The sequence below is a fragment of the Streptomyces sp. NPDC085937 genome (assembly GCF_044540535.1).
GTDB lineage: Bacteria > Actinomycetota > Actinomycetes > Streptomycetales > Streptomycetaceae > Streptomyces.
Genome location: NZ_JBITSH010000013.1, coordinates 57,737 through 83,065, shown reverse-complemented (window position 1 = coordinate 83,065; position 25,329 = coordinate 57,737). Strand labels below are relative to the sequence as shown.

The following is a 25,329-nucleotide window of genomic DNA, read 5'->3' as shown; positions in this document are numbered from 1 at the left end:
GGGGGCATACCTGAGTGACCCTCACGTAACCCCCGACACTGCACACGCTTGATCCCGGACCCTTGCCGGACCCGCACGTACCCCTCACGCCAGGGCCGTACGATCCCCGCACCGACCGGTGGCGGCCGAGCCGCGGACACCACCGGTGAGCGCCTCGGCGTGCGAGGCACGCCGTGGCCCCGCAGTTCGCCTGCACGCCCCAGGAGCCGCCCGTGTCCACCCCGCACCACGCCACCGCTCTCGACGACGACGTCCACGGGGCGCCCGTCCTGGTCAGGCCGGCCACCCGGCGGCTGGACGGGGCCGTCCGGGAGGCGTCCGTACCGCCGTTCGCGCAGCCGGTGCGGCACGGGTCCCTCGCCGACCTGCCCTTCGACAACGCGAGCGCGGCACCCGGGGACGTCGTCCTCAGCCGCAAGACGGCCGACGGCTCCTGGCGCGACGTCACGGCGGAAGGCTTCGCCGCCGAGGTCCTCGCCGCCGCGAAGGGACTCGTCGCCGAAGGCCTGATGCCGGGCGACCGCATCGCCGTCATGGCCCGCACCGTCTACGAGTGGACGGTCCTCGACTTCGCCGCGTGGGCCGCCGGCCTCGTCACCGTGCCCGTCTACCCCACGTCGTCCGCCTACCAGGCCCGCTGGATCCTGCAGGACTCCGGCGCCGTCGCCGTGATCACCGAGACCTCCGCCCAGGCCGCCGCGCTCGGCCCGGAACTCCCGCACCTGCCCGACCTGCGGCACGTGTGGGTCATGGAGAAGGGCCACGTCGACGCCCTCGCGGACGCCGGCAGCCACATACCCGACCACGAGGTCGAGGTGCGCCGGGGCATGCTCGGCCCCGACACCCTCGCCACCCTCGTCTACACCTCCGGCACCACCGGCCGCCCCAAGGGCTGCGCCCTCACCCACGGCAACTTCTTCGCCGAGGTCGACAACGCCGTCGAGCTGCTCTACCCCGTCTTCCGCGACCGGACGGACGACGAGGCCTCGGTGCTGCTGTTCCTGCCCATGTCCCACGTGTTCGGCCGGATGGTCGCCATCGCCTGCGTACGGGCCCGGGTGCGCCTCGGACACGCGCCCAGCCTCGCCGCCGAGGACCTGCTGCCGGACCTGGCGAGCTTCCGCCCCACCTGCCTGCTCACCATCCCGTACATGCTGGAGAAGGTCTTCAACAGCGCCCGCGCCAAGGCAGAGTCGGGCGGCCGGCAGTCCACCTTCGACCGCGCGGCGGCGGTGGCCCGCCGCTACGGCGAGGCCCTGGAGGCCCGCCAGACCGGCACCGGAGGCGGCCCCTCCCGCTCCCTGAGGACGGCCCGCGCCTTCTACGACCCGCTGGTCTACCGGAAGATCCGCAACGCCATGGGCGGCAAGGTCCGCTACGCCATCTGCGGCGGCTCCCCGCTGGGCCGCAGCCTCGCCGCCTTCTTCGCCGGCGCCGGCATCGAGATCTTCGAGGGCTACGGACTCACCGAGACCACCGGCGCCTCGACCGTGACGCCCCCGCTCCAGCCCCGGCTGGGCACGGTGGGCTGGCCGCTGCCCGGCACGAGGATCCGCATCGCGGCGGACGGCGAGGTCCTGGTGACGGGCGAACACGTGCTGCGCGGCTACTGGGACCCGCAGGCGGGCGGAGTCGTGCCGGCCACCCGGGACGGCTGGTTCGCGACGGGCGACCTGGGCGAGCTGGACGACGAGGGCTACCTGACCATCACCGGCCGCAAGAAGGAGCTGATCATCACCGCGGGCGGCAAGAGCGTCGCCCCGGCACCGCTGGAGAACTGGCTCCGCTCCCACCCCCTGATCTCCCAGGTCATGATCCTCGGCGACGACCGCCCCTACGTGTCCGCCCTGATCACCCTCGACCTCGACGGCGTCACCCACTGGCGCCGCATGAACGGCAAGCACCCGGTCCCGGCGCGGCTCCTCGTCGACGACGAGGAGCTGCTGGCGATTCTCCAGCGCGCCGTCGACGAGGCCAACAAGATGCTGTCCCGCCCGGAGTCCATCCGGCGCTTCGCGGTCCTGCCGGAGGACTTCACCGAGGAAGCCGGCCATCTGACGCCCTCGATGAAGCTGCGGCGCGAGGAGATCCTGCGGGACTTCGCGGACGACGTGGAGGCGCTGTACGCGAGGTGACGGTCAGGAGGCGGGTCCGCCCGGCGCGCGGGCGATCAGGAAGGCCTGCGGGGTGGGCTCGCCCTGCCGGGTGTCGGCCTCCCGGACGGTCCGCTGCACGAGGGCGAAGCCGGCCGCCTCCATCAGCTCCGCGATCCGCTCCGGTCTCATCCGGCGGAAGTCGAGCGTGACGGGGTGCCCCCACGGCCGCTCGTGCCGACGCGGCTCGTCACCCATCTGGAACGCCACCAGCAGATGGCCGCCGGGCGCCAGCACCCGGCGGAACTCGGCGTACACGGCGGGCAGGTGCTCCGGCGGGGTGTGGATCGTGGAGTACCAGGAGACGAGGCCGGCGAGGGCGCCGTCGGGCAGGTCGAGGCCGAGCATCGAGCCCTGCTCGAAGCGCAGCCCGGGGTTCTCCCGGCGGGCGATCGCCAGCATCGACGAGGACAGGTCGACGCCGTGGACGTCCAGCCCGAGCGAGGCGAGGTATCCGGTCACCCGGCCGGGACCGCATCCCACGTCGGCCACCCGGGCGCCCTTCCCGACCAGCTCGGCGAACCCGGCCAGCAGGGCCCGGTCCAGCGGTGTGGCGGCGGGGAGGTCCCGGAACATCACGGCGTAGTCCTCGGCGATCGCGTCGTAGAAGGCGCGGGTGGCGAGGACGTGCTCCGGCTGATCGGTGTCCGCGGGTCGGCTGGTGGTCATGGGTCCGGACGCTACCGGCCCCCACTGACAATCCCTCAGGGCGAGCGTGGCCCGCCCCCGCCGAGGGCCGCGTCCCTTCCGGCTACGCCACCCCGACGGCCCGCAGCACCGCCGTCGTCGCCGCCGCGCCGAGGACGACCAGGACGAAGGGCGCCCGGCGCCACGCCAGCACCCCGCCCACCGCGACCCCGGCCGGGCGGGCCCACCCGGCGAACCCCCCGCCCTCGGTCAGCGCCCCCGTCGCCAGCAGCGCCACCAGCAGGACCACCGCACCGGCGGACAGGAGCACCCGCACCCGGTCGGGCAGTTCCACCCGCCCGTGCAGCGCGGGCCCCACCAGCCGGAAGGCGTACGTCCCCACCGCCAGCGCGAGCACCATCCCGACCGTCCCGCTCACGACCGTGACTCCTTCCGCCCGCGTCCGTGCAGGAGCAGTCCCGCGAGCGCCGCCAGTACGGGCACGCCCGCGGGGACCGCCGGGGCCAGCGCCAGGGCGACGGCGGCACCGGCCAGGGCGGCCCGGCGGACGCCGGCGTCCTCGCGCAGGCTGGGCAGCACCAGCGCGGCCAGGACGGCGGGGAAGGCCGCGTCCAGGCCGTACCGGGCCGTGTCGCCGAGCGCGCTGCCGGCCAGGGCGCCCGCCGCCACGCACGCGTTCCACACGGCGAACAGGCCGACCCCCGACACCCAGAACGTCGCCCGGCGTCGGGCGGGGTCCTGCTGGGCGAGGGTGAAGGCGACGGTCTCGTCGGTCACCAGGTGCGCTCCGACCAGACGGGCGAGTCTGCCGCGCCCGATGTGCTCGGCGACCGCGAGACCGTATGCCGCCGTCCGGGTGTTGAGCAGCAGTCCCGTGGCCGCCGCCGCGACCGGGCCGCCCCCGGCCAGCAGCACGCCCACCGCGCTGAACTGGGCGGACCCCGCGTACACCACCAGGGACATCACCACCGGCACCCACACCGGCAGCCCCCCGGCGACCGCGATCGCCCCGAACGACACGCCGACGACACCCCCGGCGAGGCACACCAGGGCCACGTCTCTGAGCAGGCCCGCGTCGACGGCCGCCGAACCGGAACGGGAACGGGAACCGGGGCCGGAATCGGGATCGGGTGAGGTTGTTCGCTGCACCGAACGCATGTTTTCTACAATGAACAGACGCCTTAGCGTTCGTCAAGCCGAACGATCAGCCTTCTGGAGCGAACGACATGACCGACGGCACGCCGTCCCGCCTGCCCCTCGACTGGATCGCCGCCGCCCTGCGCCGTGAGCGCACCCGCGCCGGTCTCTCCCTGTCCGAGCTGGCCAAACGCGCCGGCATCGCCAAGTCCACGCTGTCCCAGCTGGAGGGGGCGGGCGGCAATCCGAGCATGGAGACCCTCTGGGCGCTGGCGGTGGCGCTGGGGGTGCCGTTCAGCGCGCTGGTGGAGCCTCCGGCGCCCGCGGTCCAGGTGATCAGGGCGGGGGAGGGTCCGGCCGTGCGCTCCGACCGGTCGAGCTATGTGGCGGCCCTGCTGTCGGCGAGTCCGCCCGGCGCGCGGCGCGACATCTACGCGGTGGATGTGGAACCGGGGGCCGTCCGCGCCTCGGACCCGCACATTCCGGGGACGGTGGAGCACATCGTGGTGAGCGCCGGACGGGTGAAGGCGGGTCCGGAGGGGGAGGAGGTGGAACTCGGCCCCGGGGACTACATGGCGTATCGCGGGGATGTGCGGCACGGCTATGAGGCGCTGGAGCCCGGGACGAAATTCGTGCTGATCATGCAGCACGTCTGAGCAGGGACGCGCGGGGGCGAATGGGCCGGCTCTTGGGGCGTCCGGCGAGAACCCCGGAGGCGTGCGGCGAGAATTCGCCGGGCATTCACCGGGCCGTATCCCAGACGTTCCGGGGGTCGAAGGGGGCCAGGCGAGGTGATCAGGCGGAGGTCATCAGGCGGAGGTGGTCAGGGATGCCCCCGGCCGGCTCGGGAGAAAAGGCAGGAGCCCCTTTCGCCTCGCGGCGTGGGGCTCCTTGGGTACTGCTAGTCGTTCCCGGATCGGAGGATCAGGGTCAGGCCGGGGTGACGTTCTCCGCCTGCGGGCCCTTCGGGCCCTGCGTGACGTCGAAGGTGACCTGCTGGTTCTCCTCGAGGGACCGGAAGCCGGTCGCGTTGATCGCGGAGTAGTGGACGAAGACGTCGGGGCCGCCGCCCTCCTGGGCGATGAATCCGAAGCCCTTTTCGGCGTTGAACCACTTCACGGTTCCGGTAGCCATAAGCCCTCCTTGGGCCCAAAGGGTTGCCCTGCTCCAGAACCAGCAAGTGTGAAGACTATTCCGCACAACTGCATCCGTCTGAGAACGACGAGAGCCCGCGGTCACATGCTCCGCAGGCTCTGTACTGCAAGGGAAACCAAACTGCAACTTGCGACGAGCCTAGCACGCAGGGGCCCGATCGCAATAGAGGCCAAGATCACGTCACCCGAATGTTTGCAGGCCCCGCTCGTCACGCCAGTGCGTTCGACCTGACCGAAATTGCGGCGTCCGGATGGCGCGCGACGGGCGGGGGCGACGGCTGCGCCGGCCGGGACAAGGTCTAGCCTCACGATGTGGACAATCCTCGCACCCGGCCGCGCGTCGGCCACATCCAGTTCCTGAACTGCCTGCCCCTGTACTGGGGGCTCGCGAGAACGGGCACGCTCCTCGACTTCGAGCTGACGAAGGACACCCCGGAGAAGCTCAGCGAGCAGCTGGTGCAGGGCGACCTCGACATCGGGCCCATCACCCTGGTCGAGTACCTCAAGCACGCGGACCAGCTCGTCGCCTTCCCCGACATCGCCGTCGGCTGCGACGGCCCGGTGATGTCCTGCGTGATCGTCTCGCAGGTCCCGCTGGACCGGCTGGACGGGGCGCGGGTCGCTCTCGGGTCGACCTCCCGCACCTCCGTGCGGCTCGCCCAGCTCCTCCTCGCCGAACGGTACGGAGTGCAGCCCGACTACTACACCTGCCCGCCCGACCTGAGCCTGATGATGCAGGAGGCGGACGCGGCCGTCCTCATCGGCGACGCGGCCCTGCGCGCCAACATGGTCGACGGCCCCCGCTACGGCCTCGACGTGCACGACCTGGGCGCGCTGTGGAAGGAGTGGACGGGCCTGCCGTTCGTCTTCGCCGTCTGGGCGGCCCGCAAGGAGTACGTGGAGCGCGAGCCGGCACTCACCCGCAAGGTGCACGAGGCCTTCCTCGCCTCCCGCAACCTCTCCCTGGACGAGGTGGACAAGGTGGCCGAGCAGGCGGCCCGCTGGGAGGCCTTCGACGAGAAGACCCTGGCCCAGTACTTCACCACCCTCGACTTCCGCTTCGGCGCCCCGCAGCTGGCGGCGGTCGCGGAGTTCGCCCGCAGGGTCGGCCCGACGACGGGCTTCCCGGCGGACGTACGGGTGGAACTGCTGCGCCCGTGACGTGACGGCTCCGACGGCCGCCCGCCCGCGGCCGTCGGACGCCGTCCGGCCGGTCCGGGTCCTCCGCCGGGGCAGGCCACTACGCTGCGGGGTGACAACGGCGTAGGGGCGTGACGACGGGGGAGGGGTGGCGCCATGCGGCCGCTCGATGCTGACGAACCCACGGTCGTGGGGCCCTACCGGCTGCTCGGCCGGCTCGGCTCGGGCGGCATGGGCCGGGTCTACCTGGGCCGCAGCGCCGGGGGCCGCACCGTCGCGGTGAAGATCGTGCACCCCCACTTCGCCCTGGACGAGGAGTTCCGCGCCCGCTTCCGGCGCGAGGTGGACGCGGCGCGCCGGGTGGGCGGCGCCTGGACCGGGTCCGTCCTGGACGCCGACCCCGACGCACGGGTCCCCTGGGTCGCCACCGCCTACGCGGCCGGCCCCTCCGTCACGGCGGCCGTCACGGACGTCGGCCCGCTGCCCGAGCACACCGTACGGACCCTGGGCGCCGGGCTGGCCGAGGCGCTGACGGCGGTGCACGGCCTGGGCCTGGTGCACCGGGACGTGAAGCCGTCCAACGTGCTCCTCACCCTCGACGGCCCGCTGCTGATCGACTTCGGCATCGCGCGGGCCACCGGGGGCACCTCCCGGACGAAGTCCGGGGGAGGCACGGCGTCCCTCACCTCCACCGGCGTGTCGATCGGCTCACCCGGCTACATGTCACCCGAGCAGATCCTCGGCAAGGGCGTGACCGGCGCCGCGGACGTCTTCTCCCTCGGCGCGGTCCTCGCGTACGCGGCGACGGGCGCACCGCCCTTCCCCGGCGACTCCTCGGCGGCGCTGCTCTACCGGGTGGTGCACGAGCCGCCCGAGCTGGACGGGCTCACCGGTGACCTGCGCGAGCTGACCGAGGCCTGCCTCGGCAAGGACCCCGCCGCCCGCCCGTCACCGGCCGAGATCACCCGGCGCCTCGCCCCCGAGGGCGGCGCGGCCCGTCTGGTGTCGGGCGGCTGGCTGCCGGGCGCCCTGGTGGAACAGGTGAGCCGGTCCGCGGTGAGCCTGCTCAACCTGGAGGCGGCGGGCGGACCGGCGGACGCTGCGGCGTCGGGCCCGGTGGGCTTCAGCAGCCCGTCGGTCGGCGAACACACGGTGCCGGGCGGGGCGCAGGGGGCGGCGGCCCGGGGGCCGTTGGCCGGTGGAGGGCCCGTCCCGTCCTCCGGGGCTACGCCGGGCGGGCCTGCGGCGGCTTCCGGTCCGTCCGCAGGTGGGCCGGCGTCCGGAGACGGAACCGCGGCGGGCGTGTCCGTCCCGGCTCCCGGAAACCCGACCGGTGCGTCCGGCCCGGCTCCCGGCGCACCGGCGGGCGGACCGTCGTGGTCCGGGCCCGTCACCGGCACCTTCGGGCCGCCGCCCGTCATGCCACCCGTCCTGCCGCCCCCGGACGGGGGAAGACGGACACCGGAGTGCCGGAGCCGCGCCACGCCCCGGATCACGGACCGGCCGGGGCCGGTACCCCGCACCCGCCCACCCAGCCGGGGGACCGGGGCGCCGGCGACCCGGGCAGGCTGTCCGTCTCCGTCTCGGCGGCCTCCACGCCCGGTGCCGGGGGCCGGGGCAGACGGGTCAGCTGCACGGTCGCCCTCGCGGTGGCGGGCGCGCTGGCCGCGGTGACCGTCGGCTCCGTGTTCGTGTTCGACCTGTTGCCGGGAGCCTCGCGGGGCGCGGACTCCGGCGAGGGCCCGAGCGGCGCCCGGCCCTCCGCCGCCCGGCCCTCCGGCACCGTGCCCGCCGCCTACCTCGGCACCTGGGAGGGACAGGCCGTCTCACGCGACAGCATCTCCATCCCGCTCGGCACGTTCCGCGTCACCCTCACGCAGGCGCGGGTCGGCGAGCGGGTGGGCACCCTGCGGCACACGGACATCTTCGGCGGGACCTGCGACGACGTCCTGACCCTGAAGGAGGTCACCGGCCGGCGGATCGTCACGACCTCCGTGGGCGCAGGCACCAACCGGGACGTCTGCAACCAGGCCCGCCACACCGTCCGCCTCACCCCGGCCGGCGACGACCTGGTCTACGAGTCCGACAGCAAGGAGTCGGGGTCGCCGAAGGCCCGGCTCTCGAAGATCGAGTAGCCGGGCCCTCGTTCGGCGCGGGGCCTCGTTCCGCGCGGGCCCCGTTCCGCGCGGGGCCCGTTCCGCGCGGGCCCCCCTTCCGCCCGGGCCCCCTTCCGCGCGGCCCCCCTTCCGCCCGGACCTCGCTCAGCCCGGGACGACGACCGTCCGCAGTTCGCCGTCACCGAGGTGCAGCATGCCCTTGCCCGGGGCGATCTGTCCGCCGACCATCCCGCGGGACAGCCGGACGCCGATGAGGTCCCCGCTGGAGGTCTCCTGCGGGGAGAGCAGGATGCCCCGCCGCGCCTTCTTCGCGTCGACCTGCCAGCCGGAGAAGCCGCTGCACACGTCCTCCTCGTCACCGGCGATGACGAGGGCGAGTCCGCGTTCGGCGCCCCGGGAGACCAGCTTCTTCAACTGGCTCTCGGCGTCGCAGTCCTCGAGGATCTCGCCGTCGTCGACGAGCACGGCGATCGGCTCCTCCCGGGACGCCTCGTCGACCAGCTCCTCGAACTCGTCCTCGTCGATGTCGTCGCCGGTGAACACCTTCAGCACGCCCTCCGCACCGTCCAGCTGCCGCAGCGGCGACTGGCGCGGGGCGGCGATCACCAGGCGGGTCCCCTGCGCCAGGAACGACTGGGCGAAGTTCATCAGCACGGTGGAGCGGCCCGATTTGGCCGGGCCCGCGATCACGAACGCCGGTACGCCGTCGGCGAGATCGGGACCGAAGCCGACGATCTCGTCGCCGCCGATGCCGGCCAGGCCGTACAACTTGGACCGCGACGCCTCCGGGTCGCGCATCTCCCACGCCTCGGAGAAGGCGATCCGGCTCGGCAGGCTGTCCACCCGGAACGGCCGCCGTGTGCGCGGCACTTCGGCGTCCCGTGCGGCCGCCGCCTCACCGATGGCGGTCAACGCCGCCGCCTGTCCCTGACCGGTGGTGTCCTCGGCGAGCAGCGCGAACTGCGTCTCCGTACCGGACTCGTTGCGGAAGGCGCGGCCCGGCGGGATCTCCTCCGGCACCTTGCGGGTGGGGATGCCCAGCGAGGAGAAGTCGCTGCGGTCGGCCAGCCGCAGACCGTACTTGTCCTCCGTGAGGCTCGCGATCCGGCCCACCAGCAGCGTCCGGTCGCCGGTCAGCACCAGGTGGATGCCGACGCTCGCGCCCTCCCGCATCATCGTCTGCAGTTCGTCGGTCAGCGAGCCGTGGTCGATCTCGCCGAGCGTGGGCACCCAGCCCTCCCAGCGGTCCAGCAGCACCACGATGTGCGGCAGCCGCTCGTCCTCGGCGACCGCGGCCCGCTGCTCCCCGATGTCCGCGAAGCCGGCGTCCGCCAACAGGTCCTGGCGGCGCGACAGTTCGCCCTTGAGACGGTTGACGAGCCGGATCACCCGCTCGGTCTGGTTGCGCCCGACGACCGCCCCGCAGTGCGGCAGCCGGGTCAGCGCGTTGAGAGCGCCGTTGCCGCAGTCGATGCCGTACAGATGCACGTCCGCCACGGAGTGGGTGCGGGCCAGCGAGCCCGCGATGGTGCGCAGCACCTGCGACCGGCCGCTGCGCGGGGCACCGCCGATCATCAGGTGACCGAAGGAGGAGAAGTCGACGACGACCGGACGGCGGGCCTGGTCGGACGGCAGGTCCTCGACACCGAACGGCGCCGGCGGCAGCGTGCCCGGCGCGGGTGCGTACGCCGGCACCTCGACGTCGTCGAGCAGCAGCGTCTCGTCCAGGGCGGGCAGCCACGGGCTGTGCTGGGCGGGGATGCCGAGCGTGCGGTTGGCGTCGCGGACCGCGTCGACCAGCACCTTCAGGTCGGTGATCTCCTCGTCCTCACGCGCCTCGGACTTCGGCTTGGTGAGCGCCGCCCGCCCCAGGTCCTCCCAGGTCAGCGGGCCCACCCAGGGTGCGAGGGCCGCCGGGTCGGCCGCGCCGGGCCGCCGGCCGCCGACCCGTCCCGACTGGAACGGCACGAGCGAGGCGTGTCCCAGCCGGGCGTAGGCACGGCCGGGAGTGCTCTTGGAGATGTGACCGGCCTCGGGGGAGTCGATGACGTCCGTCGACTCACCGGCGTCCGTCACGCGCAGGGCGATGCGCAGGTTGGTGTTGGCGCGGATCTCGGGGGAGACGACACCGCTCGGCCGCTGGGTGGCGAGCAGCAGGTGGATGCCGAGGGAACGTCCTCGCTGGGCGATGTTCACCAGGCCGGTGACGAAATCCGGCAGGTCACGCACCATTGAGGCGAACTCGTCGATCACGATGAGCAGCCGCGGCACCGGCGGGTGCGAGGGGTCGCGCCGCACCAGGTCCTGGTAGTCCTCGATGTCCTTGGCGTCGGCGGCGGCCAGGATGTGCTCGCGCCGCTTCAGCTCGGCGCCCAGCGACTCCAGGGCGCGCTCCACCAGATGGGCGTCGAGGTCGGTCACCATGCCGACGGTGTGCGGGAGTTTGACGCAGTCCTTGAACGCCGAGCCGCCCTTGTAGTCGACGAGGACGAACGTCATGTTCTCGGGGGTGTTGGCGACGGCCAGCGCCGCGACGATCGTCTGCAGCAGCTCGGACTTGCCCGAACCGGTCGTACCGGCGATCAGGCCGTGCGGACCGTCCTTGCGCATGTCGATGCCGAACGGCCCGTCGTACGACTCACCGATGACCGCGAGCGTCGACTGCCCGCCCATGCGCCAGCGCGCGGCGATCGCGTCACTAGTCGGCGGCTCCAGCTGGAGGACGTCCAGCAGCCGGCTGGACCCGGGCAGCGCCGAGTCCTCGGTCTCCCCGCTGATGTCGCGCAGCGGGGACAGGGAGCGGGCGAGGCGCAGGCACCAGGCGGGGGTGACGAAGTCCGGTCGTACGTCCTTGATGCGCTCGGCGCCGGCCTCCTCGACGCGCAGCCGCAGCTTGTCGGGCGCCTGCTGGGCGCGGCCGGGCTCCGGGGAGCTGCTGTGCCAGGCCTGGAAGGAGGGGAAGCCACCGGCCACGGCCGGCTGGGCCGCGCGGTCGGCCTGCTGCTGCTCCAGCTCCTCCGGGCGGGGCTCGGCGACGACGAAGGCCTGGCACTCGCCGGGCAGGAACCGCTCCTCGGCATCCAGGCACAGGGCGTACATGGACACCGAGGGGCCCTCGCGGAGCAGCCGCACCACGCCGGGCAGCGACCGCAGCCGCCGCGAGCCGTCCCAGACGACCACGATGTCGGGGTCGCTGAACGTCGTGCCCTGGGACCGGTTCTGCTCGGCGGCCTTCTTACGGGCGTCGAGGATCTGCGTCAGCTCGCCGATGCGGGCGCCGACCGTCTCGGCGTCGGTGCCTATGAGGACGTTCACGTCCTGGCCGCCGGAGGGGCGGGCGTGCGGCAGCCACCGCACCCAGTCCCAGGACGGCTGCGCGGAGTTCTCGCTCAGCACGTAGAACTGCACGTCCATCGGGCTGTGCAGCGCGGCGGCCTGGCCGACGGCCCACCGCCCCAGCGCCCGCGCCGAGTCACCCGGCCCGGCGACGCCGATGACACCGAGCGACCGCAGGTTCAGCGCGACGGGGGCGTCCTCGATCTTCCAGGTCACCTGGCGCCGGTGGTCGTCCTGCTCGGGGTCGTCCAGCACCACCTCGGACGGCAGGCGTCCGGTGCCGAACCGCAGCAGCAGATGGTCGCGGTCGGTACGCCGCCGCTCCCACAGCCGGGTGCGCGGCCCGGTGCCCATCGACAGCACGGTCGCCGGGTCGGGGATGGCGTGCCGGCGATCGTTGCGCTCCTGGACCAGCGCGTCCTGGGCGTCCTTCTCGATCCGCTCCTTCTGCTCCTCGTACTCCTTGACCTGCTTGGCGTGGGACTTGCGCCCATGCTTCTTGTCGTTGAAGTAGTTGGCGAAGAGGAGGATGGGGCTGAGCCCCGCCATGATCAGGTAGTACCAGCGCTGGAAGATCGTCACCATGACGACCGCGCCGACGAGCGGCGTCAGCGCCATCAGCCAGGGCAGCGGCCGGGCCTCGTACTCGCGGGGCTTGGAGGGCAGCCGGAAGGTGGTCTGCCGCTCCGGCCGGCGAAGGCGGGGCGGCCGGTTGTAGTCGAGGCCGACGCCGTCGTCGGACCACTTCAGGGCTGCGTTGGGCGGGGTGTAACGGGTCAGCTCCAGCAGGGTGTTGCCGAGGCCGATCTGACCGCCGAGCGGCCAGTCGAAGCGCTCACCGCGACGCGCCGGGGTCTCGCCGCCGTCCGCACGCGCCTTCTTCTTCTTGGCCTTCCTGGCCTTCTTCCTGCGCTTGCCGTCCTTGTCCTCGCCCGTGCTGTCGTCGCCGCCGTCCTGGGCGTCCTGCTGGGCTTCGGCGATGGGCTTGCCGTCGAGGGTGACGTCGGCGTCGTCGCCGTGCACCACGACCTGGCAGGTGCCGTCGGTGGCGACGGAAAGGGTCAGCGCGCGGGCCTCGACCTCGGGGTCGTCGACCCGGACGTAGGAGGCAGCGCCGCTGCCGATCTCGTAGCGTCCGACGCCGAGCCGGTGCACGAACCCGGAGGCCGGCCCGCCGACGATACGCAGCTCGACGAGCCCGGTGGGCTCACCGGGGAGACATCCGGAGGGGTCCTGGAGGGACACGACGGCCCCGTCACGCAGGGGCGACCCGACGACGGTGGCGGAGGAGTCGACGGCGTACCCGTCGACGTACACTAGTGGCGCGTTCCCGGCGGGCGCCTGCCCCTGATGCCCGATCGGGATGACCTGGGCGCCGGCGGCCCCGACCTGCGAGGCCAGCTCGCGCGCGATGTCCCCGACGGTCGACTCGGGATCGGCATCGAGTACGACATCGGCGGCGTCCCCGCCGTACGGATCGACGACGGTCAGAGTCAGGCGCACGCTTGTCCTCCCCAGGCCCTGTGGCCGCTTCCACCCCGCGGCTCACAGTCCCGCCGACGATATCGGCTCCGCGGCCGTCGAAGGCAGTCGGGGAGCGGGCCGCATTCCCGGCAGCAACGGCATACACGACTTGTGAACGCTGCCTTCACAAGGTGGGGATGTGGCAGCCGAGTTCACCCCCGTAAGCTTCTGCCGCAAGAGCGGACGGAGACACCGGTGGGCCACGGCGGCCCCTGAGCCGCAGGGGGCGCGACGGCAGGCCGGTAGTTCCGCAAACAAGGGAGCCACGGGGGTTGGCCCTGCGGCGTTGCGAGAGGAAGCGGCTTCATGGCCAAAGACCTTGACATCACATATCAGGACATGCGGGAAGCTGCCAAGCATGTCGTGAAGGAGAAGGAAAAGCTTCAGGAGAAGCTGGACGGCCTCCGCAAGTACATCAACAACCTGGTCAACTCCGGCTACGTCACGAAGAGCTCCTCCAAGGCCTTCGACGAGAACTTCGACGAGTTCACCAACGGCGCGAAGACCACGCTGGACGGTCTGGACGGCATGGGGGACTACCTGACCATGGCGGCGGACAAGTTCGAGCAGATCGACGACGAGCTGGCGAAGGCGGCGCGGAAGTAGCTTCTGGGTGCTGGGTGCGGTTACACGCCGGTCGGTGGGGCGGGCACGGCTGCTCGCCCCACCGGTCCGTCTTGTGCACCACTTGAAGGCGAACCGACGGTGGCTGCCCGCAGAAGCACGCCGGAACTCCACCGTCCCGGACAGTGGCCGACGAAGGCGCCGAGGACGTCAGGCACGCTGAGGAGGAGGGGGAGGCGAGCACGGGAGCGCAGGCAAGTTCCCCGGCGCCAGACCTTCGGCCGGAGGGCGAGTGAGACAGCCTGATGGAGCAGTCGACGGAAACCGAGCCGTTGTCGCGGCCGGCCGGACCTGTGGTGCGCCTTGCAGGAATACCGCCGCGCAACGCGTACCTCCGTCAGGCAAGCCTCTGCACCGGCGGCTACACCTTGGTCGTGCGTGACCCCCGGTGGCACTGGTGCCCTCGCTGGCCGAAATGCTGATCAGCTGCCCGTTGTATGACAGGACGCTCGGCGCATCGCGCCGCAGTGGGGCCGCCAGGACGGTCCCCTCCCGGTCGTGAGTAGAAGCCACTGGCGTGACCGCGCCAGCGTAGTGGGGAACGTGGGTGTCCCGAGTACCGCACCGAGCACGCCCAGTGGCCACACTCTCGTCGGCCGCGGTCGAACGATGAGCGCATCCTGGGGGGCATCCGCAGGAGCGTGCGAAGTACTGTCGATCGTGCACCCGTCGCCGGCCTTGGTGTAGATGCAAGCCCCTTGCGTGGCACGTCAGACACCCCCCGCTGACGGAACAGAAGCCGCGGTGCGCTGAGAACTCAGGCGGAGAAGCCTCCGCCCTCTGCATTCCGTCTGAGCTGGGTCATTCTGGATTGGGATTAAGCCAGATACTGCGGGCGAAGTCATCGAAGACATCCAGGTTTGTGGCCAACCAGGCGACTTCGTCAGTCACCGTTCGGATCGAGGCGAACAGTTGGTGTTCCTCGGACCACCAGCCGTAATTCAGGGATACCCCCAAGCCGTCTTCGTCACCGAAGTACCGAAGGCAACGCAGCCCCGGCCCTATCCGATCGGAGTCAAACTTCACCACGTCGGGTGGGCGGTTCGGACTCGTTTCGGACGCTTGGACGACGCTGCGAAGCTCCTTATCCCGGTCTCCGTCTTCCGGTTGCACGACCAAGGCATAGAAGGGTTGCGGTACTCTGCGCGGGTCGCCGCCGTAAAGGAACACTTGGTGCGCTGGAATGCTGGGGTGCGGATGTGCTTCGACCAGCATTCGGAAACTGTGCGCCATAACATCACGGTTGGGGCTTCGCCACCACTTCTTGTGGCGTCGGTACATGATCTCAGCGCAGGTAGCCGACCACTCGTCGATCTCAGCTTGATGGAGATTCGTCCAGTGAAGTGGCATGAGGAACCACTCGGTAGGATCTGCTTCGGTCTCGAAGAAAATCACGCGTAACTCCAACGGAAAGTCATCATGACAGCATCGAACAGGTCGACGAGGGCGGAGGAGTAATCACTGTTGGGCTTTCCGTCGCCGACCGTGCTGAATGTAACCGCCAACCAGCGAGGGAACGGACTGCCAGGCAGGGGGAGTATGTACTCGACACGCCGGGAGGGGAACTCGATCTCGGATCCTTCCGGAGGCTGTACAACCCGCTCCACTCTGGTCGCGGCTGATCCGTCGACAGTTACGGTTTCGCTTCCTCCTCGCTCTGCTACCACGCCGTTGATCACTTGATTCGAGTGGAATCCGGCACCGGTTGCGTTAATAGGTTCCGACACGACAAAAGATGCTGGAACTACACTGCCGCGGACCCGTTCCACAGGGAGATAGAGCATCATTCCGTTTGCTCTACTGGCTTTTCTCGCCGCCTTCCTCAGTTGCTTGAAGAGTTCCATTCGTACTTTGCTTACGTCATCTCTGGGGAGATCTTTCGGCAGCTGATCGATGGATCTGTCAACGAGGGCCAGAATCGAATCGTTCACGACCTCCTCATGGAGGTCTACCTTCCCCCACCCGGGCGGAAGTACCAGGTTGAAGCCGGTGGGCACTGCTGATCGCGTCAAGCTCTGTTCAGTCACGACGGAGTCTCTCTGTCATCCATGCCCCAAGGGCGAGCAGGGGGATTAGGGGAGCCGCAAAGACGCCCGCCCAAACGCCGGTTACCCAAGCGGCCAGAAAGAGGCCGGGCGAGTAAATGAAAACTTCCGTAAGGCCTTCAGGGCGTCGGGACGGCATCGGATGTCTGAAGAAGAGCGCTAGCAGAGTCAGGATGGCCGCAGCCACAATGATGCGCTGAACCCAGTAGACGGCATCCTTTGCAGAGGGCGGAAGAGCTCCTGCGATCATCACCAGGAAGATGGAGGAAACCCCAATGATGAGACATAGCTTTGCCAGCGCGGTCGGCCCCACCCCCCGGCGACCGATACCTCGGGTTCGTAGGTTTGGAGTCATGATGCTTCTTCCTTGCGATCAGCTACCAATGAGTGTCCTCTGGCAGCATTCCGGTTTCACCCTTGAAGTTCTCGTAAGTTTCATTGAACGGTTTGTCCGGAAAAACAGGGCTCTCGCCGAGAGCCTTGTCGGCGACATCGGCGGTCGCGCCCGTAACTGCGCTACCCACCGCAACCTTGTAGTAGGTCTCCGACCTTCCCGCGGCTGCAGCAGCGTCGGGAAAGGTGTCAGCGTTCCGACGGATGCCGTTGATGAGGGAGCGTGCCTCAGCATCCCCGAACCCGAGTTGCTCGAGGTGGCTGGGACGCACAGGCATTTCGTCGGCAACGCGCCCAGCATTCTGGGACATCTCTTTCCGCATGCGGTTCAGCGCCTGACGTCCGAACTCCCGGAGTCCATCATCGCTGGTCGTCGCCATGACGCGAGTGATTTCGTTTCGCACAGACCTGTTAACGCGCAGTGCTTCCTTGAGCCGCTGCGTCCGCTGCTCCTTAGAAGCCGTTTTGACGGCCTTGCTCGCCGTCTTCAGCTTAGCGAGCATCTTCGTGCCCGCAGCAAAGGCAACCAGTCCGACGCAGTCCATCAGCACTTCCGTCAAACTTGCTTCTCCGGCAAGGAAAAGGACGAAACGGGATGCTGCGATGAAGAGGGAAAGTCCGACGGCGAGCCCGGCGATAAAGGGCCCGATAATGGGGATGAAAGCTAGGAATGGCGCGAGCGTGCCTAGGACAGAGGCTGCCCAGCCTAGAGCGTCAAGGACCCACTTGATCTTATCGATGTTGTCGTGGATCCATCCTTTGATGTTGTCCCAGAAGCTGTCCTCGATAATGTCGTCGATTTCGTCACGGATCTTGCCGGCGTAGTGCGCTGCGCGGTCGTCACGGTCTCCCACGATGCCGCTGAGTTTGACCCGGTACTCATGGAGTGGGTCACCTTCAGTGTCACTGACTGAGGCTTTTGGCGTGCCTTCTGTGTTGGCGTCCTCTTTGCTCTTTTCGGCTTCGAGTCGCTCCTGCTCCTTTTTCGCGCCGGCGAGGACCTTGTCGGCATCCTCCTGAAATGCCTCGAGTTCGGTGGCCCATTTTTTCAGATGGACGTGGACCCGCTCGTAGCGACTGGCGACCTCACGAAGATGCTTTTCGAGTACATTAGATTCCTCGCGTAGTTTACCTGCGTACTTTCCCTTTAGCTCGTCGTCATTTTTGATCTTGCGTAGGCGCTCGGCTTGGTCTCGGAGCGTGGTCGCCACGCTCCTCATGTGCGTAACTTCGTCGCGGATCTCTTCCGGATCTCCCGGAACAGGGTCGGACTCGGCGAGCGGATGCCAGTCTCGAGGGCGCGGTTTGGAGGAAGCGCTCACTTACCTTTCCTCGCTTTTCTCAGTTCCTTCGCGAGGGCAGCGTCAGCTCCGGTGAAGCCGTTGATGGTGTTGGTGACGAGCTTCCCTACACTGCTCAGGCTTTCGAGCATTTTCCCGCGATAGTCGTCCCAATTGTCCACAAACTTACCCATTGCGCCGCTTATTTCGCTGCTCCCCCAGTAGGGGCGCATATCGTCCTTTCTGCTTCCTATCTCTTTGAGATCCTTCTGGATCTTGCTCAGGGCGGACTCCGATTCGACAAGGAGGTCGATGTTGACGATGAGATCTGAATCGCCTGCCATGGCTCTGCTGGTCTCCTGTGAGGACGTCACTGGTGGTGCCTAGGTACTGGGAAGGCCTAGCGATTGACGGCTTGGATCTCCTGGACGGTGACGGCCTGGCCGTTGGCGAAGGTGCCGTCGGGGAGGTCGCCGCCGGCGCCGCCGGTGCCGGTCCACGAGATGTCCCACGTGATCGTGGCCTGGAGGTTGTAGGTGCCGTCGCCCGACGAGCGGAGGTACTTGATGCCGCAGGGCGGGTTCCGGTGGGCCTTGCCTCTCGCGTACGGCTCTCCGATCGAGCCATCGTCGTTGATCGTGCACTCGCCCGAGGCGGGGTAGGTCACGGCGTCGTCGGTGCCGGGCTCGAGGGTCAGTGAGACCGGCCTCGCCGTCGTCGTCGCCTGGATGTTGAAGCCCGGGACGTTGAGGGCCGCGGTCGCCTGCGCTTCGTCGAACACGGCCTTGTCCAGCCATGCCCAGGTGGGCAGGTTCACCTTGGTGGTCTGCTCCGGCGCGAGGCTGACCTTGGTGTCGGGCAACTCCATGTGCTGGTAGGCCAGGGCCGCGAGAATCTCGGGCCTGATCGCCTGCTCGTACCGCGGGGGTGGTGCTTCGCCGTTCTCCACCCAGAAGGGGAGGTCGGTGCAGGAGCCGCGCTTCAGCACATCGGGTTCGCTCGGATTCTCGACGCCGGCCCAGAACATGCCCTCGCCGTCCTTCTCGACGTTGTAGTCCTTGTAGCCGGGGGTGTCGGTCCAGCCGAAGTCGTCCTCGTAGTGACGCTTCAGCTGGGTGAGCGAGGCACCGGCGGTGCCGCCGATGCCAGGCGTATTCAACTGGCTCTCGATGTCCTTGGACATCTTCTTTTTGAAGTCCTTGGCACCGAGGTACGGGGCGTACCAGCAGGGTGGAGGCGTCCAGTTGACGTTGATGGACGTCACGTTGCCGGTGCCGCCGTTCGCGGCCACGGAACCGGAGTACGTGATGCGGGCGGCGGCGTAGATGCCGGTGTCGTCTCCTCCACCGGTTTGCTCTGTTCCTGCGCCTCCCGTGTTCTTGACCGGCTCAGCCGCATAGGCGCTCTGTGTGAGAGGAGGGATGAAGAAGACCAGCGCCAGGATGCCTGCGCCGAGGGCAGTGCGCTGTTTTCGGCTCACTGACACTTCGCTGCCTTCCCCTCGACGTAGACCTCCGACGCCTGCCACAGGTCCTTGCCTGTCGGGTGCTTCACCATGATGATCTTGAAGTAGTCGAAGTCCTCAAGGCTGGGCTTGGTCTTCAGTACCTTTCCGGTTTTGATTTCTTCTCCGAAGAACTTGCTTGAGTCCACACAAAAAGCGACCTCTACTGCTGTGCCTGTGGGGGCCGACCGGGTGGTGGCCTGGTAGTGACGCCGGGTTCCGGTCGCAGTCCAGCCGCCGTCGACTCTGCTTTCGATCTGTGTCTCCGCGTAGTGCCTACCTCCACCCGTGGAGTAGGCCAGCACCGCTGCGTCCTCGGCCGTTCCCTTGTCCACACCGCGGTAGATGGCTCGCATGAAGTTCGCAGCGTCTTCCATCGCGGCAGCCTCGTTCTTCTTGCTCGGCTTCTCCCAGTCGAAGACCAGGTTCATGTCCCCCGGCAGGGTGACATCCACTCCATCTGGCTTGGTCTCCGACGACGTACCTGACGTTGCGGATGGGATGGGTGTGACTGTGCCCCGGCCGGTTCCGGCGATCTTGTCGTTGTCGGCGGAGCCGTCGTCCCCGCCGCCGCAAGCCGTGAGGAGCAAGGCTGTCGCGGCGGCGAACGCGGCGGCGGTGGGCAAGGTGCGGCGCTTCACAGTGGCTCCCCGTGAGAAAGAAGTGCAGTCGAGGGCAATGACGGTATCGGTGCGGTTTCCGGTTTCGCCAGGGCGAAGGGTCCCGCGAACGGTGCGATTGCGGCGGGGCCGGTCCGAACGGGGGCAGTCGGGGCGTACGGCCAATACGTGCAGGTCACTTCGCTCGTACCGTCCCCTCAGAGACCTCAGTGTGAGCAACTGAACGAGTCTGTGCAGCCGTCTGTTTCCCAATGCCAGTGCGAAGACGGCGGCGGACGGCGGCCACGAACTCCGCGACCCCGCCGGGTGCTCCGGTGCGCTCCGCCAGGCGGGTGGAGCTGCGAGCAGGCGGCATGAGCGGCGTGAAGGCGAGCAACACACGCTCATCCCAGCTTCGCGTTCTGCGCCTTCACCACCACCGGCGGCAGCTTCGCGTCGCTCGTGCGGGCGTTGGCGATGGCCAGGCCGTTGGCGGAGAAGTAGACGCCCACGACGTCACCGGCGCGGACGACCTGAGTGTGAAGCGTGTGGGACACGCCCCGGAACGACATCGTGGCCGTGAAGCCGACGGTGTCGTCGCCGGCCGGGGCGGTGTCCTCCTGTGCGATGGAGTCGTACACGCTGCTGCCGTTGTCGCCCTTGGCCGTGAAGCCGTCGCCGCAGGCGGTAAGGCCCTTTTTCACGTCCGCCAGGACGGCCCGCGCCTTGCCGGGCGCGTACGTGGTGAGCGTGATGTACGTGTGGGCGCTATTCAGCCCCTCGGTCTCGGGCATCAGGACGCGCGTGAGATCCGCCTGCGGCGCGCCGAGCGGCAGTTGGTTCAGCGCGAGCCCCAGTGGCGTGCAGGCGGGCTGGTCCGCCGACAACTCGGCCGACGACTTGGCGATGGCGAACTCGTCGTCGTAGTCCTGCAGCGTGAACCCCTTCACCTCGGCGGGGGTGACCATGAGCCCCGCCAGCCGTTCGGCGGGAGCGGGCTGCTCGCTGCGGGTCGCGGAGGGTCGGGGCTCGCCGGTGGAGTCCTCGGTCTCCCCGCCTTCGCCGCACGCCGTGAGCGCGGCGAGGCAGAGCAGGGCCAGGGCAGGGGTGGAACGGTTCACGGTGGGGGGCTCCTCTGAAACCTGAGTGTGTGTGGGGGGGATGACGAGCGATGTCAGTCGTCGAGCAGCGCGCGCAGTTGCGGCGACAGGTCCGGGGTGTCCACGCCCGCCGCCCGGGCCGCGACCACCGCTCTGGCGTACGCCTCCGCCTCCGTCCGCAGGTCCGCCTTCGCCGTTCCCTGGCGGTGGCCCTTGACCCAGACGACGACGGCGAGCGGAATCAGCACCAGTGCGGCGAGGCCGAGCGGCGTGCCCGAGGTCACCGCCACGGCGGCGCCGATCACACCGGCGAGCAGCAGCAGGCAGCCCACCTCGTCGTGCCAGCCGCCCTCGTCGGCGATGCGCTCGTACGCCGCCACCGCGTCTGGTTTCGAGGGCGGCACCGTCGCGGCCGGCGGCCTACCGGTGCGTTCTTCCGAGGCATTACTGGAGGCATCACCAGGTGCGTCCGGCGCACCCACCCGCTCCACCGGTGCGTACCTCGGTATCGGCGCGGCGCCCCTGCCGTCTCCGCCCCTGTTGCGGCCCTCCAGCCACGGCGGCACGTAGGCAGGCTCGATGCCGTGGGCCCGGGCGAGGCCCAGAACCTCGCGGTAGCCCGCCAGCTCCTTGTGCAGCACGGCGCGTTTCCAGCGGACGCGGACCAGGGTGAGGCACGCCACCGCCACGATCAGCAGCGGGCCCGCAGGGGCGTAGGCGAGCAGCGGGTTGCCGGCCATGGCCGGGACCATGTGACCCACGAACGGCCACATCACGCCCGTCACCAGGGCAAGGCCGCCGATCCAGCCGACGGGGCCGCGGCTCGCCCCGTCCACGGCACGCCGGTGCCGTACGAGCAGCTCGCTCAGCGCCGCGTCGTCCGTGTAATCGACGCCGGTGCGCGCGCTCACCCCGCGCACCTTCTCCAGCAGGCGCGCGTCCGCCGCCAGTGCCGCGCCCCCCAGCGGGGGCCTCACCGCCTGTGTCCCCGTCATCCTCGAAGCTCCCCGTGTTCCCACGTTTCCCCGTACGTCCCGCCCCCGGCAACCTCCGCCGGCTCCGGTGCCGACGCCGGTACCGACCCCCATCCCAGGACCCGCTCCTCCGGTGCTCAACCGTGTGACATCCGTCGCCCTCGGCGACCGGCCGGTCACCGTGCCGGAGCACGATCATGGCACGCCCCTCCGACAGCCCCCGTGAGCGATTCGTGGGGGAGAGGTGTGCGGTGGGTGAGGAAGCGGCTTCGCGGCCGAGGCAGCGCGCACAGTTGGGGCTTCGCGTCCGCACAGCAGGAGCGCCGTCTCACCGGCCGCTGCCGACTGGGTTGTTCAACGGTGAAATTGCAGCTGAACAACGGTGTGTGCGGCGAGCCGGGTGAGGTCGCTTCCGTCTTGAGGGCCGTATGCCCGGCTGATACGGTGCGATGGCTTGACACTCACGTACGCGTTGGTTATTCGCCCGCATCAGGGCGACTAAGCCCCACGCGTCCCGCATGTCCGCGCGCGAGCGGAGGCGGGTGAAGTGTCCGGAATCACAGGGAACTTGGCAGACATCATCTTGGGTGTACGGGGAGCGGCTGCGTGAAGATCCAGGAGCGTACGGGGGCGGGCGCGGGTCGTTCCGCGGCTCCGGCTCAACCGCCGGTCGGTGACCGGCTTCCGACTCCGCCCCGCGAGCGCAAGCCGGCCCTCGCCGCGCTGGCCGTGCTGCTGATCCTGGTGGGCGCGCTCGGCGCCACCATGCTCGTGCTGCAGGCCGGTGACCGGATCGAGGTCGTCAAGATCACCGAGGAGATCCCGGCCGGACAGGCGGTCACCGACAGCAACACCACGTCGGTGATGGTCGCCGAGGACCCCGGCATCCACTACGTCAAGTACGCGCAGCTCGGCGCCCTGAAGAAGCTGAAGGCCGTCACCACCATCCCGGGCGGTGTGGTCGCCGTCGGCGAGATGTTCGGCGAGGAGGCCAAGGTCCCGGACGGGAAGGCCCTCGTCGGCCTGTCCCTCAAGGAGGGCCAGTACCCGGCCGGTCTGAAGTCGGGCGCCACGGTGGCCGCGTACCGGGTCGGCGGGACCTCGCGGTCCGGGTCGGGCGGTGACGGCGACGGCGGTTCCTCCGGTTCCTCCGGCGGCGACACCTTGATCGTGGACAAGGCGGTCGTGAACTACGTCCAGGAGACCAAGGGCGACGACTTCGTCAGCAGCAGCAACCGGCCCGTGACGCTCCTCGTCGACAGCGCGCAGGCCGCGGCGCTCACCCAGGCCGCCTCCAACGGCGAGGTGGCGCTCGTCCTCGTTCCTGGCAACTAGAAGGCGGCACCCGACCCATGGCCCTCATCGCCCTCGCCGCCGACAAGGGTTCTCCCGGCGTCACGACCGCGGCCGTCGCCCTCGCGGCGGTCTGGCCGCGGCGCGTGCTGCTCGCCGAGACCGACCCGGCGGGCGGTGACCTCGTGTACCGCAGCGCCGCCGCGCACGGCGGTCCGCTCAACCCCAACACCGGCATGCTCTCCATCGCCGCCACCGCGCGGCGCGGCCTGGTGCCCGACCAACTGTGGGACCACGTCCAGCCGTTGAGCGGCGGACTCGAAGTGCTCGTCGGGCTCGGCATCGCCGAGCAGGCCGCCGGTCTCGCCGGGCTGTGGCCCACCCTCGGGCACGCCTTCGCCTCTCTCGCCGACTCGCCCAACGCGCCCGCCGACGTCATCGCCGACTGCGGACGCATCAGCGGCGACACCCCGGCCGCGGAGCTGTTCCCGCACGCCTCCCTGGTGCTGCTGATCTCCCGCACCGAGCCCGAGGCGCTGGCCCGGGTGAGGGACCGGGCGGCCGCGCTGGCCGGCAAGCTGCACGGCGGCCCGCGCGGCGCCGCGAGCCTGAACAACCCGGTGATCGGCGTCGTCCTGGTCGCCGACCCGGGCAACGCCGCCAAGCTGGCCGGCCAGGTCAACGACATGCTCGTGCACGCCCAGACCGGCGCCCGCGTGGTCGGCACCCTCGCCGACGACCCGGCCGGCGCCGAGCAGCTCGCCGGACGCCGGCGCGGACGGCTCGACAAGTCGCTGCTGATCCGCTCGGCGCGCAAGGTGACGGCCGACGTGTACCAGCAGTACGGCGCCGCCTGGACCGCCCAGGCGCAGGCCCAGCAGGCCCACGCCGGGCAGCCGCCCCAGGGTCACGGAGCCGGGCGATGACCGCTGTCGACCACTCCCTGGTCAAGCGGTTCCGGCAGGACGCCGGTGACCGGATCGCCGAGCAGCGCCGCCTCGACCAGGTCAACGGCGTCACGCCGATGTCCACCGAGGACGAGCGGCAGTACGCCCGTGCCGTCATAGCCCAGATCCTCGAGGAGTACGCCCGCTCCGAGATCAACGCGGGGCGTACACCGCTGGACGCGGAGACCGAGGAGCAGTACGCGGCCGCCGTGCACGCGGCGCTGTTCGGGGTGGGCCGGCTTCAGCCGCTGCTCGACGACCCCGAGGTCGAGAACATCGACATCAACGGCTGCGACCAGGTGTTCGTCGGCTACTCCGACGGGCGCGAGACCCGCGGGGAGCCGGTCGCCGAGACCGACGAGGAGCTCATCGAGCTGATCCAGGTGCTCGGCGCGTACTCCGGTCTGTCCTCCCGGCCCTTCGACTCCGCCAACCCGCAGCTCGACCTGCGGCTGCCGGACGGCTCGCGTCTGTCGGCCGTCATGGACGTGGCCCGCCGGCCCGCGCTGTCCATCCGCCGGGCCCGCATGGGCAAGGTCTTCATCTCCGACCTGGTCGGCAACGGCACGCTGACCCCCGAGTTGGGGCACTTCCTCGCCTGCGCGGTCCGCGCCCGCAAGAACATCATGATCGCCGGCGCCACCAACGCCGGTAAGACCACGCTGCTGCGGGCCCTCGCCAACGAGATCCCGCCGCAGGAGCGCCTCATCACCGTGGAGCGCGCGCTGGAGCTGGGGCTCGACACCTTCCCCGACCTGCACCCCAACGTGGTGGCGTTCGAGGAGCGGCTGCCCAACTCCGAGGGGCAGGGCGCCATTTCGATGGCGGAGCTGGTGCGCCGGTCGCTGCGCATGAACCCCTCCCGCGTCATCGTCGGTGAGGTGCTCGGCGACGAGATCGTGACCATGCTGAACGCGATGTCCCAGGGCAACGACGGCTCGCTGTCCACGATCCACGCCAACAGCTCCAGCGAGGTCTTCAACCGCATCTCCACGTACGCCCTGCAGGCCTCGGAGCGGCTGCCCATCGAGGCCAGCCAGTTGCTCATCGCGGGCGCGGTGAACTTCGTCGTCTTCATCCAGCGGCGCAACGAGTTCCAGAGCGGCGGCCGCCTCCAGCGCATGGTCACCTCGGTGCGCGAGGTCAACGGCGTCGACGGACGCGTGCTGTCCAGCGAGGTGTTCGCGGAGACGCCCGACGGCCGGGTCACCGCGCACGCCCCCATAGCCTGCCTGGAGGAACTGATGGCCTACGGCTACCGCCCCAGCGGAACGTGGGGGTGAGCCGATGACCACCGTGCCCCTGACCGCCGTCACGCTCTCCACCGCGCCGGTGACCACCCCCGGTCCCGCCACCACGGA

At 70.0% G+C, this 25,329-nt stretch carries 22 protein-coding genes; 9 read left to right on the top strand and 13 right to left on the bottom strand.

The annotated features are described in order from the left end of the window. Positions 1–212: 212 nt before the first annotated feature. Positions 213–2,135, top strand: coding sequence for an AMP-dependent synthetase/ligase (locus ACIF8S_RS25465; protein ID WP_400001980.1), 1,923 nt, complete (start codon positions 213–215; stop codon positions 2,133–2,135). Positions 2,136–2,138: 3 nt separating this feature from the next. On the opposite strand, the gene ACIF8S_RS25460 is transcribed toward ACIF8S_RS25465, so the two are convergent. The 3 genes from ACIF8S_RS25460 to ACIF8S_RS25450 form a co-directional block, all read right to left on the bottom strand. Then, the gene (locus tag ACIF8S_RS25460; RefSeq protein WP_400001978.1) at positions 2,139–2,822 is read right to left on the bottom strand and encodes a class I SAM-dependent methyltransferase; all 684 of its coding nucleotides are present in this window, start codon (positions 2,820–2,822) and stop codon (positions 2,139–2,141) included. Between the two features lie 82 nt (positions 2,823–2,904). Then, positions 2,905–3,219, bottom strand: a complete 315-nt coding sequence (locus ACIF8S_RS25455; RefSeq protein ID WP_215211863.1) for an AzlD domain-containing protein — start codon at positions 3,217–3,219, stop codon at positions 2,905–2,907. Beyond that, a complete protein-coding gene (locus tag ACIF8S_RS25450) occupies positions 3,216–3,959 on the bottom strand; it encodes an AzlC family ABC transporter permease (protein WP_400001976.1) in 744 nt (247 codons plus the stop codon). Before ACIF8S_RS25450 ends, ACIF8S_RS25455 begins: the two co-directional genes overlap by 4 nt. A gap of 68 nt (positions 3,960–4,027) precedes the next feature. Here ACIF8S_RS25450 and ACIF8S_RS25445 point away from each other — a divergent pair, with 68 nt between their 5' ends. Beyond that, positions 4,028–4,594: a helix-turn-helix domain-containing protein gene (locus ACIF8S_RS25445; RefSeq protein WP_400001974.1), complete on the top strand. Its 567-nt coding sequence runs from the start codon at positions 4,028–4,030 to the stop codon at positions 4,592–4,594. Positions 4,595–4,868: 274 nt separating this feature from the next. On the opposite strand, the gene ACIF8S_RS25440 is transcribed toward ACIF8S_RS25445, so the two are convergent. After that, on the bottom strand, positions 4,869–5,072 hold the full coding sequence (locus ACIF8S_RS25440) for a cold-shock protein (protein WP_006133199.1): 204 nt from the start codon (positions 5,070–5,072) through the stop codon (positions 4,869–4,871). 332 nt (positions 5,073–5,404) lie between these two features. Between ACIF8S_RS25440 and ACIF8S_RS25435 the strand changes: the two genes are divergently transcribed. The 3 genes from ACIF8S_RS25435 (at position 5,405) to ACIF8S_RS25425 (ending at position 8,367) form a co-directional block, all read left to right on the top strand. Further along, on the top strand, positions 5,405–6,253 hold the full coding sequence (locus tag ACIF8S_RS25435; RefSeq protein WP_400001972.1) for a menaquinone biosynthetic enzyme MqnA/MqnD family protein: 849 nt from the start codon (positions 5,405–5,407) through the stop codon (positions 6,251–6,253). A gap of 135 nt (positions 6,254–6,388) precedes the next feature. Continuing rightward, on the top strand, positions 6,389–7,906 hold the full coding sequence (locus tag ACIF8S_RS25430; protein ID WP_400001970.1) for a serine/threonine-protein kinase: 1,518 nt from the start codon (positions 6,389–6,391) through the stop codon (positions 7,904–7,906). Next, positions 7,882–8,367 (top strand): hypothetical protein, encoded by a 486-nt coding sequence (locus tag ACIF8S_RS25425; RefSeq protein ID WP_400001968.1) that lies wholly within the window; start codon positions 7,882–7,884, stop codon positions 8,365–8,367. Before ACIF8S_RS25430 ends, ACIF8S_RS25425 begins: the two co-directional genes overlap by 25 nt. A gap of 126 nt (positions 8,368–8,493) precedes the next feature. Here ACIF8S_RS25425 and ACIF8S_RS25420 read toward each other — a convergent pair whose 3' ends face one another. Then, positions 8,494–13,188 (bottom strand): FtsK/SpoIIIE domain-containing protein, encoded by a 4,695-nt coding sequence (locus ACIF8S_RS25420; RefSeq protein ID WP_400001966.1) that lies wholly within the window; start codon positions 13,186–13,188, stop codon positions 8,494–8,496. A gap of 327 nt (positions 13,189–13,515) precedes the next feature. Here ACIF8S_RS25420 and ACIF8S_RS25415 point away from each other — a divergent pair, with 327 nt between their 5' ends. Then, a complete protein-coding gene (locus tag ACIF8S_RS25415; protein ID WP_006133193.1) occupies positions 13,516–13,815 on the top strand; it encodes a WXG100 family type VII secretion target in 300 nt (99 codons plus the stop codon). Between the two features lie 819 nt (positions 13,816–14,634). Here ACIF8S_RS25415 and ACIF8S_RS25410 read toward each other — a convergent pair. The 8 genes from ACIF8S_RS25410 to ACIF8S_RS25375 form a co-directional block, all read right to left on the bottom strand. Continuing rightward, positions 14,635–15,228, bottom strand: a complete 594-nt coding sequence (locus ACIF8S_RS25410; RefSeq protein ID WP_400001965.1) for a hypothetical protein — start codon at positions 15,226–15,228, stop codon at positions 14,635–14,637. Next, positions 15,225–15,860, bottom strand: coding sequence for a hypothetical protein (locus ACIF8S_RS25405; RefSeq protein ID WP_400001963.1), 636 nt, complete (start codon positions 15,858–15,860; stop codon positions 15,225–15,227). Before ACIF8S_RS25405 ends, ACIF8S_RS25410 begins: the two co-directional genes overlap by 4 nt. Positions 15,861–16,255: 395 nt before the next feature. After that, a complete protein-coding gene (locus ACIF8S_RS25400; protein WP_400001961.1) occupies positions 16,256–17,593 on the bottom strand; it encodes a putative T7SS-secreted protein in 1,338 nt (445 codons plus the stop codon). Next, positions 17,590–17,895 (bottom strand): hypothetical protein, encoded by a 306-nt coding sequence (locus tag ACIF8S_RS25395; protein WP_400001959.1) that lies wholly within the window; start codon positions 17,893–17,895, stop codon positions 17,590–17,592. The genes ACIF8S_RS25400 and ACIF8S_RS25395 overlap by 4 nt, the downstream gene beginning before the upstream one ends. A gap of 56 nt (positions 17,896–17,951) precedes the next feature. Next, positions 17,952–19,031, bottom strand: a complete 1,080-nt coding sequence (locus ACIF8S_RS25390; RefSeq protein ID WP_400001958.1) for a hypothetical protein — start codon at positions 19,029–19,031, stop codon at positions 17,952–17,954. After that, positions 19,028–19,696, bottom strand: coding sequence for a hypothetical protein (locus ACIF8S_RS25385; protein ID WP_400001956.1), 669 nt, complete (start codon positions 19,694–19,696; stop codon positions 19,028–19,030). Before ACIF8S_RS25385 ends, ACIF8S_RS25390 begins: the two co-directional genes overlap by 4 nt. Before the next feature lie 362 nt (positions 19,697–20,058). Beyond that, positions 20,059–20,775 (bottom strand): hypothetical protein, encoded by a 717-nt coding sequence (locus ACIF8S_RS25380; protein ID WP_400001954.1) that lies wholly within the window; start codon positions 20,773–20,775, stop codon positions 20,059–20,061. Between the two features lie 53 nt (positions 20,776–20,828). Beyond that, the gene (locus ACIF8S_RS25375) at positions 20,829–21,749 is read right to left on the bottom strand and encodes a hypothetical protein (protein ID WP_400001952.1); all 921 of its coding nucleotides are present in this window, start codon (positions 21,747–21,749) and stop codon (positions 20,829–20,831) included. 585 nt (positions 21,750–22,334) lie between these two features. Here ACIF8S_RS25375 and ACIF8S_RS25370 point away from each other — a divergent pair. Genes ACIF8S_RS25370 through ACIF8S_RS25360 form a run of 3 tightly spaced genes read left to right on the top strand, consistent with a single transcriptional unit; the run spans position 22,335 to position 25,251 of the window. Next, positions 22,335–23,063: a hypothetical protein gene (locus ACIF8S_RS25370; protein ID WP_400001951.1), complete on the top strand. Its 729-nt coding sequence runs from the start codon at positions 22,335–22,337 to the stop codon at positions 23,061–23,063. Positions 23,064–23,080: 17 nt separating this feature from the next. Further along, positions 23,081–23,947 carry a hypothetical protein gene (locus ACIF8S_RS25365; RefSeq protein ID WP_400001950.1) on the top strand — a complete coding sequence of 289 codons (867 nt, stop codon included), beginning with the start codon at positions 23,081–23,083 and terminating at the stop codon, positions 23,945–23,947. Beyond that, positions 23,944–25,251, top strand: coding sequence for a CpaF family protein (locus tag ACIF8S_RS25360; RefSeq protein WP_024883069.1), 1,308 nt, complete (start codon positions 23,944–23,946; stop codon positions 25,249–25,251). The genes ACIF8S_RS25365 and ACIF8S_RS25360 overlap by 4 nt, the downstream gene beginning before the upstream one ends. Positions 25,252–25,329 lie beyond the last annotated feature (78 nt).